Genomic DNA, 9,728 nt, shown 5'->3' with positions numbered 1-9,728 from the left:
GATGCTCCGGTCGCCCTCTTGCTTGAGGCCTTTGGTTCACTTCACCACCGCCTCGACCCACACGACGATCCGCTGCGCGAGGAAAGCCGTGGTCGATGGCGACAGCGCGTCGCCGGCAGTGACGTGGCGCCCCAGCAACCTGCAAACACGATCCGTCGCCCCGTCACCGATCCTATTCGACCGGTGGCTTGCGGTCGAAATTCAGCGGCCGCGCATTCCAGCGGGTGACCGTGCTGATCACCCATCGGCAGAACGGCCTCGGCAGCATCCTGAGCAGCTTCAGCGTCCAACTCAGGCGGCGTGGGAAAGTGACTTCGAAGCCGCCGTATTCGATGCCTTGCGCGATGCGGCGCGAGGCCAGATTGACCGGCATCAAGCCCGGCATCGGCAGGAAGTTCTTTTCGGTCAGCCGCGTGTCGACAAAGCCCGGATTAATCACCTGGATGCGGACGTTCATCTTGTCGAAATCGTATTTCAGCGACTCGGCCAGGATATTGACTGCCGCCTTGGTGCCGCCATAGGCGGCGGTGGTGGGCCAGCCGAAATAGGCGGTAACCGAACCGATCAGCACGACATGGCCGCGCGAGCGCACGCGCATGCGTTCGATGACCGGCAGCAGGCCATTGATGATGCCGAAATAATTGACTTCGAAAGACCGACGGAAATTGCGCGCCACAAGATCCTCGCCCGGCGTTGCGATATAGCTTCCAGCGTTGAACACTGCCAACACGATCGGACCGAGATCTTTCTCGATCGCTGCAACCGTCTTCGCCATGCGTTTTTCGTCGGTCACGTCGCAAGGATAGGCTGCGACACGGCCCGCCATCTGCGCCGTTTCGACGATGAGCGTATCGATCGGATGGTCATCGGGCGCAGTCACCGCGACGACATAGCCCTGAGCGGCAAGATCCTTGGCCAGCGAACGGCCGATACCGCTGCTGCCGCCCGTAATCCAGGCGACGCCATGCTTCGGATTGGCCCGATAGAGTGTCATGCTGCGCCCCGCCGGCTCTTCTTAGCCTGTGCTCTAACGGTGAAGAAATCGAATGAAAAGAGTGCTTTTCGGTACATGGTCGAAATGAATACCGGCCGGGCGCTCCTGGCTGTAGGAATTGCAGTGTGCGAAATGCGACTGGACCAGGCAAATTCTTGCCTTGAAACCGAAGCTTCGGGTTTCTAGGGTTTCGCCGCACCCACAAAGGAATCTCCATGCCCCGTTCTGTGATCGACGTGATCGGCAACACGCCCCTGATCCGCCTCAACAAGGCCTCGGAAGCAACCGGCTGCGAGATCCTGGGCAAGGCCGAATTCATGAATCCTGGGCAGTCGGTCAAGGACCGCGCCGGCCTGTTTATCATCCGCGATGCGGAGCAGCGCGGGTTGCTGCGGCCCGGCGGCGTCATCGTCGAGGGGACGGCCGGAAATACCGGCATCGGATTGACACTGGTGGCCAAGGCGCTCGGCTATCGCACGGTGATCGTCATTCCCGACACCCAGAGCCAGGAGAAGAAGGATACGATCAAACTGCTCGGCGCCGAGCTGATCGAAGTGCCCGCCGTGCCCTACAAGAATCCGAACAACTACGTGAAGCTGTCGGGCCGGCTGGCCGAGCAGATGGCGAAGACCGAGCCGAATGGCGCGATCTGGGCCAATCAGTTCGACAATGTCGCCAACCGTGACGGCCATATCCGCACCACGGCCGAAGAAATCTGGAACCAGACTGACGGCAAGGTGGACGGTTTCGTGTCGGCGGTCGGTTCCGGCGGCACTCTGGCAGGCGTTGGCTTCGGGCTGAAGGCCAAAAACAGCCTGGTCAAGATCGCGCTGGCCGATCCGCTGGGGGCAGCGCTCTATTCCTTCTACACCAGCGGCGAGCTGAAATCCGAGGGCAGTTCGATCACCGAAGGCATCGGACAGGGGCGGATCACTGCCAATCTCCAAGGCTTTACGCCCGATTTTGCCTTCCAGATCCCCGACGAGGACGCACTGCCGATCGTATTCGACCTGATCCAGGAGGAGGGGCTTTGCGTTGGCGGTTCGACGGGCATCAACATTGCCGGCGCCATTCGCCTGGCGCGCGAGCTGGGTCCCGGCCACACCATCGTGACCATGCTTTGCGACTACGGCACGCGCTACCAGTCGAAGCTGTTCAATCCTGAATTCCTGCGCGAAAAGAAGCTGCCGGTGCCGGGCTGGATGGAGCAACGGACCACGATTTCGGTACCGTTCGAAAGGGTTGCATGATGGCGCACAAAACCGAAGCGCTGTTTCGTGACGACGCCTATCTGGGGACGGCCGACGCCACCGTCGTCGCAGTCAACGATCGCGGCGGCATCATTCTGGACCGGACGGTGTTTTACGCCACATCGGGCGGGCAGCCGGGCGACACCGGCAGCCTCGAACGCGCCGACGGCACCGGCATAGCGATTGCCGCTACGATCACCGGCGAAACCAAGGACGAGATCATCCATGTGCCGGCGCCGGAGCAGACAGTTCCAAAGGTGGGCGAGCGCATGAGGCTCGCCATCGCCTGGCCGCGGCGGCAGTTGCTGATGCGCATGCATTCTGCCTGCCACCTGCTTACCGTCGTCTGTCCGTTCCCAATCACCGGCGCCGCGGTTTCCGAGGACGACAGCCGTATCGATTTCGACATCCCGGACGCCGGCTTCACCAAGGAAGACGTGACGGCCAGACTGATGGAGCTGGTGCGAGCCGACCACCCGATCTTCACCCGGCTCATTTCCGACGAGGAACTGGCATCCAATCCGGGCCTGGTAAAATCCAAGAATGTGCGGCCCCCGGCTGGCACGGGAAAGATCCGATTGGTCTGCATCGGCGTGAACGCTTCGATCGACAGCCAGCCTTGCGGCGGCACCCACGTAAAGAGCACTAGCGAAATCGGCGAGATCCATATCGGCAAGATCGAGAAGAAGGGCCGCGAGAACCGGCGCTTCCGCATTCGCTTTGGTCCTATGCCGCCAGCCTGATATAGGACTGCGACAGGCGGGACAGGAGAGAAAAGATGGCCGACGACAGTCCTTTCACCATCGATGCCGATTGGTTGCAGAAGCGGCTCGGCGAACCGGGCCTGACGATTGTCGACGCGTCCTGGTATCTGCCGGCGCAAAAGCGTGACGCGCGCGCCGAGTATGACGCAGCGCATATTCCAGGCGCCCGCTTCCTCGACCAGGATGCGGTTTCGGACCCCGACGCGGCTCTGCCGCACACGCTGCCGTCGCCGCAGCATTTCGCGCAATATGTCGGCGCGATGGGTATTTCGGCCGATGACACGATTGTTGTCTATGACGGGCCAGGGTTCTTTTCTGCACCGCGCGCCTGGTGGTTATTTCGCGTCATGGGCGTGTTCCAGGTCTATATACTCGACGGCGGCTTCGACCGTTGGAAAGCCGCCGGACGGCCGGTGACGGCGGAGCCGACGAAGATCGCGCCTTGCGTGTTTTATGCCAACTTCGATGCCGCCCGCGTCGCCAGCCTTGCCGACATGCGCCGGACCGTCGAGACGGGGGAGAGCCAGATCGCCGACGCGCGCTCGCCTGGCCGTTTTGCCGGCACCGAGCCGGAGCCGCGCCCCGGCATCCGCTCCGGCCATATGCCGGGCGCGCATAACGTGCCGTTTTCGGCGCTTTCGGAAAACGGCGAATTGTTGCCGAAGGACAGGCTACGCAAAGTGATCGAAGGAGCCGGCATCGACCTGTCGAAGCCGGTCGTCACCTCCTGCGGGTCGGGCGTCACCGCGGCAGCCATCACGCTAGCTTTGGAGACGCTTGGCCATGCCGACAACAGGCTTTATGACGGTTCATGGACCGAATGGGGCGGGCTTTCCGACACGCCCGTCGTGACGGGCAAGGACTGACGGGGATGGAAGACGGATCGCTGGAAGACATCGACGTCACCGTGACGTTTCTCGAAATGCATGTGCCGCCTGCCTATTCGCCGCCGCTGCCGTACAACCGCCAGATCGCACTGCTCAAGACCAAAGACATTCCGCTGCATTTCTATCGCTATTTGATGGATCGGGTCGGCCGCAAATGGCACTGGGTCAATGTGTTGAGGCTGAGCGACGAGGAGCTTGCGGCGGGCATCCACCGCGAGGACCGCGACATCAGGGTGCTTTATCTGGATGGTGCGCCGGCCGGCTTCTTCGATCTTAAGCCGCATTTGCCGGAGGAAGTAGAACTCGCTTATTTCGGAATGATGGAGCACGCGACCGGGCAAGGCATCGGCCGCTGGTTCCTCGGTGCGGCAATCGCCGCGGCATGGTCGCACGGGCCAAGGCGGGTGACGGTGCAGACCTGCACCCTCGATCACCCAGCAGCACTGCCGCTCTATCAAAAACTCGGCTTTACGCCAGTGGCGCAAAAAAAGGAGGTCGTACATCCGATGTCTTTTGCCGAGCGGGCGGCCAGCGTCATGCGGCCTTGATTTTTTCAGGCCCGTTCATCCGAGCCTCAGCTTGTCTTGCAACGTCCCAGGGTCTGGATCAACACTCAAAGGCGGACCCGACTTGAATGAGCTTGGCTCTTTCCATATCGCTGTCGTCTAAAAACCGATGGTGATGGAGGATCGCACGATGGCAATACGCGTGGTAATGGCCGGCGCGACCGGCTGGGTCGGCAAGGCGCTGGTTCCGGCGATCGGAGCGCAAGGCGACATGGCGCTGGCCGGGGCTGTGTCACGCAGCGGCGCGGGGCAGGATTCCGGCCTGCTGGTTGCCATGCCGGCTAATGGTATCACCGTTTCGGCCTCGCTGGCCGAGGCGCTGGAGGCGCCGTCGGACGTGCTGGTCGACTTCACCAAGCCGCATGTCGTGAAAGACCATGTGCTGCTCGCCATCGACAAGGGACGGCACACGGTGATCGGCACGTCGGGACTGGGTGCTGCCGACTATGCCGACATCGACGCCGCGGCACGCGCCAACGGCGTTGGCGTCGTTGCCGCTGGCAACTTTTCCATCACCGCCACGCTGATGAAGCGGTTTGCACTTATGGCGGCAAAATACGTGCCGGATGTCGAGGTTATCGATTATGCCAGTGCAAAGAAGCCCGACGCGCCCTCCGGTACCGCACGGGAGCTTGCTGAGGCGCTGGCCGACATCCGCAAGGCCTCAACGGCAAAGCCGGTCTCGGAGGTCTCTGGCGTGCCGGCTACACGCGGGGGTGCGGTCGGCGCAGGCGAGGGGGTGCAAGTGCATGCGCTTCGGCTGCCGTCCTACATCCTGTCCTGCGAGGCGCTGTTCGGCCTGCCAGACGAGCGGCTGACCATCCGCCACGACGCCGGCCCGTCCGCGGCGCCTTACGTGGCCGGGACGTTGCTCGCCATCAGACGGGTACAGCAGATCAAAGGTCTGGTGCGTGGTCTCGACGCGCTGATGGACTGATCCATTTCGGCAAGAATCGGGTGGGAAGCTCTGTGTTGCGAGCATAATTTCCGGTCGACGACACCGGAGATTTCGCCATGACGCTAAAATTCAAAGCCTTGCCAACCGATGCGGTCCGCGCACTTCAGCGCGGCGGGCGGGATGCTTATGGCTTGAAGCCAGAGCGGCAGATTTCGGACGGCGACGGCGTGCCTTGCCGTCATTGCTTGAAGAATGTTGCTGCGGGAGAAGCCTATCTTGTTCTGGCCTATCGGCCTTTTCCGGAGCTGCAGCCTTATGCCGAAACCGGGCCGATCTTCCTTCATGCGGAGGAATGCGAACGCGCTGCCGAAGTGGAAGTGCTTCCCGAAATGCTCGAAAGCAGCGATTACATCGTGCGCGGTTATGGCAAGGACGACCGCATCGTCTACGGCAGCGGCGGCGTCATTCCGACCGACGCCATTGCCGCACGGGCAGAGACGTTGTTCGAACGCAACGACATCGCCTACGTCCACATCCGCTCGGCACGCAACAATTGCTATCAGTGCCGGATCGACCGCGCGTAACCGGCCAGGCTGCACCGGCTTGGGGCTGTCGTACTCCAGTCGCATACCGGCGGTAGTAAGAGACTGTCGATCGATTTGCCGACCGCGGATGAACCGGCGGGAATTTTCGACAACCGAGGAAGCGGGGCTTTGGCTCCGCTTTTTTGTTGTCCGGTTATTCCGCGCGCCCGACACTTTTCAGTTTTTCGACATAGAAAAAACCCGTCGGACGAATCCGACGGGCACTGGAGAGGCAGATTCGGACAGCTCAGGCCGCGAGAACGGCCTTCGGCTCGACCAGTTCGTAACCGAGCGCTTCGGCCACCGCGCGATTCGTGATCTTGCCCTTGTGGACGTTCAGCCCGTTGCGCAGATGGTGGTCGTCTACCAGCGCCTTGAGGCCCTTGTCGGCGAGCTGCAGGCCATAGTGCAGCGTCGCATTGTTGAGCGCGTGGGCCGAGGTGACCGGCACCGCACCCGGCATGTTGGCGACGCAATAGTGGATGACGCCGTCAACTTCATAGGTTGGCTCGGCATGGGTGGTGGCGTGCGAGGTCTCGAAGCAGCCGCCCTGGTCGATGGCGACGTCGACCAGCACGGCGCCTTTCTTCATGCCCGACAGCATTTCGCGCGTCACCAGCTTGGGCGCTGCTGCCCCCGGGATCAGCACGGCGCCGACGACGATGTCAGCCGAAAAACACTCTTCCTCCAGCGCCTCGACGGTCGAGTAGCGGGTGTGGACGCGGCCGCCAAAGATGTCATCGAGCTGACGCAGGCGCGGGATCGAGCGGTCAATGATGGTGACGTCGGCGCCAAGGCCGGCAGCCATCCGTGCGGCATGCAGGCCGACGACGCCGCCGCCGAGCACGGTGACCTTGCCGGGCAGCACGCCGGGCACGCCGCCAAGCAGCACGCCGCGGCCGCCATTGGCCTTTTGCAGCGCCGTGGCGCCCGCCTGGATCGACAGGCGGCCGGCAACTTCCGACATCGGTGCCAGCAGCGGCAGGCCGCCGCGCTCGTCGGTGACGGTCTCGTAAGCTATCGCGGTCACGCCGGAGGCCAGCAGGCCCTTGGTCTGCTCCGGATCCGGGGCAAGATGCAGATAGGTATAGAGGATCTGGCCGTCGCGGAGCTGAACCCATTCGTTGGGCTGCGGCTCCTTGACCTTCACGATCATGTCAGACTTGGCAAAAACGTCGGCGGCCGTTTTGGCGATCGTGGCCCCGGCGGCGCGATACGCGTTGTCATCGGCGCCGATGCCGGCGCCGGCGCCCGTCTCGATAAGCACTTCATGGCCATGCGCGACATATTCGCGGACCGAGCCGGGTGTCATGCCGACGCGGTATTCATGGTTCTTGATTTCCCGGGGGCAACCGACGCGCATCTTTTTTCTCCTGATCCGGCCCTTTTAGGGCTGTTCCCTGTCTAAAGATAGTGAACCACGAATCGTTCGGTAAATGTTTGCGAATGCGCTTGCCTGAGAGGCTACTCTTCGATAATCGTTGCGCAAAACATTGGAATTGTCGCAGGAACCCGCAAAAATGCCGCTCGACAGGATTGATATCGCCATTCTCGAGACATTGCAGAAGGACGGGCGGATACCCAATGCAGCGCTCGCCGAGAAGGTCGGCCTATCGCAGTCGGCCTGTTCGCGGCGGCTGGACAATCTGGAGAAATCCGGAACCATCCGCGGCTATCACGCCCGGCTTTCCAATGCTGCACTTGGGCACCAGATGACGGCGATCGTGCATATATCGCTGTCCGGGCAATTCGAGAAGACGTTGTCGGATTTCGAGGCAGCGATAAAGCGCTGCCCCAACGTCCTGTCCTGCCATTTGATGTCGGGCGAATATGATTACATCCTGCGCATAGCGGCAAAGGATCTCGTCGACTACGAACGTATCCACAAGGAGTGGCTGTCGGCAATGCCGCATGTGACGAAGATCAATTCGTCTTTTGCCTTGCGCGAAATCGTCGATCGCACGGCCGTGGGAATGAAGCCTGAGCTCGCCTAGGCCCCGAACTCGCCTAGGTGTTGAATGTCTCGGTCACCACACGGTCCATCGGAATGTCGTGCGGCTGCGGGTAGATGGTGGCGATCCGCTGCACTTCGTAGCCGACGCCGATGACCAGCGGTTTGAAGGGCATCGCCGCAAGCGTGCGATCGAAGAAGCCGCCGCCATAACCCAGGCGAAACTGCCCGGGATCGATGCCGACGATCGGCGAAATGACGATGTCGGGTAACACCGGATCGCCGTCAGCCGGTATCGGGATATTCCAGACGCCCTTCTCCAGCCGGTCTCCGTGGGTATAGGCGCGAAAGACAAGCGGCCGGTCTTTCTCCACGACGACGGGCAACGCCGTGCGCCCGCCCCGCGCGTTAACGGTTTCCATCCACGGGCGCAGGTCCGGCTCGCCGCGAAACGGCCAATAGAGGCTGACCATGCGGCCGGCGATGTCGCCGATCACCGCGTCGAGCCCTTCGGCAATGCGCTGCGACATGGCTGCGCGCGTGTCGGCTGAAACGGCAAGGCGGGATGCGATCAACCGCTCGCGCTCGGCCTTGCGCCAGCGCCTTACGTCGGTCCAGTCGGATAGCGGCGCTTGGAACTCCGGATCGAACTCGTGCATAAAACAAGGCGGCGAGGCGTATGGCGCTGAGCTTTCGTCTTCATTCCTAGCCATGCTTCACCTGCAAGATACTGTTCCAACCAAGCCGTATCTGGGACGTAAGCTATATCCGGGAATGAGCCTGCAGCATGCGTATTCACGACATCAAGAGACGACTCCCAGGCAGTTGCAGCGCAGGCATTGCTGCACTGCACAACGATACTTACATCAGCCTTGGCGAGAGGGATGAGTGAGATGAACACAGCCAACCATCACGTCGTCGTCGTAGGCGCCGGCTTCGGCGGCCTCGAGTTCACCCGCGCACTTGCCGGCGCGCCGGTGCGCATCACCATGATCGACAGGCGCAATCACCATCTGTTTCAGCCGCTGCTCTACCAGGTGGCGACGACGGCGCTGGCCACCTCCGAAGTGGCTTGGCCGATCCGCCATCTCCTGCGCAAGCGCAATGACGTAACGACGCTGCTCGCCACCGTGACCGGAATCGACCGCGACGGCAAGCGCGTGCTGCTGCAGGACGGCGGCACGGTCGCTTACGACACGCTGTTGCTGGCCACCGGCGCGCGGCACGCCTATTTCGGCCATGACGAATGGGAGCCGTTCGCCCCGGGCCTGAAGACGCTGGAGGACGCCACCACCATTCGACGCCGTATTCTTTTGGCTTTCGAGCAGGCCGAGCGGGAAACCGATCCCGCTAAGCGCCAGGCATTGCTGACGCTGGCGGTCGTCGGCGGCGGGCCGACCGGCGTGGAACTGGCCGGCACCATTGCCGAACTGGCGCATGACACGCTGCGCGGCGAGTTCCGCAACATCGACACGCGGCAGACGCGTGTGGTGCTGATTGAGGCCGGCGACCGCATCCTCTCGAATTTCGCTCCCGAACTCTCCGATTATGCAATGAAGGCGCTCGAACGGCTCGGCGTGACCGTCGAACTCGGCAGGGCGGTTACGCGCTGCGATGCCGAGGGTGTCGTCTTCGGCGACACCCATTTGCCTGCCAGGACAATTCTTTGGGCGGCGGGCGTCGCCGCTTCGCCGGCCGCCGAATGGCTCGGCACGGCAGCGGACCGCGCAGGCAGGGTGCTTGTCGAGCCCGACCTGAGTGTGCCGGGAAACCCGGAGATTTTCGTCATCGGTGACGCAGCGCACGTCCTGCGGCCGGATGGCCGGCTGGTGCC

General features: G+C 62.4%; 11 protein-coding genes. 8 read left to right on the top strand and 3 right to left on the bottom strand.

Annotated features, from left to right (window positions below):
• Positions 1-172: 172 nt before the first annotated feature.
• Positions 173-994 (bottom strand): SDR family oxidoreductase, encoded by an 822-nt coding sequence (locus E5W70_RS06270; RefSeq protein WP_292655373.1) that lies wholly within the window; start codon positions 992-994, stop codon positions 173-175.
• 215 nt (positions 995-1,209) lie between these two features.
• On the opposite strand from E5W70_RS06270, the gene E5W70_RS06265 reads away from it, so the two are divergent.
• The 6 genes from E5W70_RS06265 to E5W70_RS06240 all read left to right on the top strand — a co-directional run bounded on the left by E5W70_RS06265 (position 1,210) and on the right by E5W70_RS06240 (position 5,943).
• Positions 1,210-2,244: a cysteine synthase A gene (locus E5W70_RS06265; RefSeq protein ID WP_292655370.1), complete on the top strand. Its 1,035-nt coding sequence runs from the start codon at positions 1,210-1,212 to the stop codon at positions 2,242-2,244.
• The gene (locus E5W70_RS06260) at positions 2,244-2,987 is read left to right on the top strand and encodes an alanyl-tRNA editing protein (RefSeq protein ID WP_292655385.1); all 744 of its coding nucleotides are present in this window, start codon (positions 2,244-2,246) and stop codon (positions 2,985-2,987) included. Before E5W70_RS06265 ends, E5W70_RS06260 begins: the two co-directional genes overlap by 1 nt.
• 35 nt (positions 2,988-3,022) lie before the next feature.
• A complete protein-coding gene (gene sseA / locus E5W70_RS06255; protein ID WP_292655367.1) occupies positions 3,023-3,874 on the top strand; it encodes a 3-mercaptopyruvate sulfurtransferase in 852 nt (283 codons plus the stop codon).
• 5 nt (positions 3,875-3,879) lie between these two features.
• The gene (locus E5W70_RS06250) at positions 3,880-4,443 is read left to right on the top strand and encodes a GNAT family N-acetyltransferase (protein WP_292655364.1); all 564 of its coding nucleotides are present in this window, start codon (positions 3,880-3,882) and stop codon (positions 4,441-4,443) included.
• A gap of 148 nt (positions 4,444-4,591) precedes the next feature.
• Positions 4,592-5,398, top strand: coding sequence for a 4-hydroxy-tetrahydrodipicolinate reductase (gene dapB, locus E5W70_RS06245; protein ID WP_292655361.1), 807 nt, complete (start codon positions 4,592-4,594; stop codon positions 5,396-5,398).
• Positions 5,399-5,475: 77 nt separating this feature from the next.
• Positions 5,476-5,943 carry a DUF1203 domain-containing protein gene (locus E5W70_RS06240; protein ID WP_292655359.1) on the top strand — a complete coding sequence of 156 codons (468 nt, stop codon included), beginning with the start codon at positions 5,476-5,478 and terminating at the stop codon, positions 5,941-5,943.
• A gap of 247 nt (positions 5,944-6,190) precedes the next feature.
• Here E5W70_RS06240 and ald read toward each other — a convergent pair whose 3' ends face one another.
• On the bottom strand, positions 6,191-7,306 hold the full coding sequence (gene ald / locus E5W70_RS06235) for an alanine dehydrogenase (protein ID WP_292655356.1): 1,116 nt from the start codon (positions 7,304-7,306) through the stop codon (positions 6,191-6,193).
• Between the two features lie 157 nt (positions 7,307-7,463).
• Between ald and E5W70_RS06230 the strand changes: the two genes are divergently transcribed.
• Positions 7,464-7,937 (top strand): Lrp/AsnC family transcriptional regulator, encoded by a 474-nt coding sequence (locus E5W70_RS06230; RefSeq protein WP_023675099.1) that lies wholly within the window; start codon positions 7,464-7,466, stop codon positions 7,935-7,937.
• 13 nt (positions 7,938-7,950) lie between these two features.
• On the opposite strand, the gene E5W70_RS06225 is transcribed toward E5W70_RS06230, so the two are convergent.
• A complete protein-coding gene (locus tag E5W70_RS06225; RefSeq protein ID WP_292655353.1) occupies positions 7,951-8,607 on the bottom strand; it encodes a 5-formyltetrahydrofolate cyclo-ligase in 657 nt (218 codons plus the stop codon).
• Between the two features lie 180 nt (positions 8,608-8,787).
• Between E5W70_RS06225 and E5W70_RS06220 the strand changes: the two genes are divergently transcribed.
• A partial coding sequence (locus tag E5W70_RS06220; protein ID WP_292655350.1) for an NAD(P)/FAD-dependent oxidoreductase occupies positions 8,788-9,728 on the top strand: 941 nt, incomplete at its 3' end.

This window comes from Mesorhizobium sp. (assembly GCF_005063415.1).
Classification (GTDB): domain Bacteria; phylum Pseudomonadota; class Alphaproteobacteria; order Rhizobiales; family Rhizobiaceae; genus Mesorhizobium.
The sequence above is the reverse complement of the archived record's forward strand: the minus strand, read 5'-3'. Positions and strand labels throughout refer to the sequence as shown.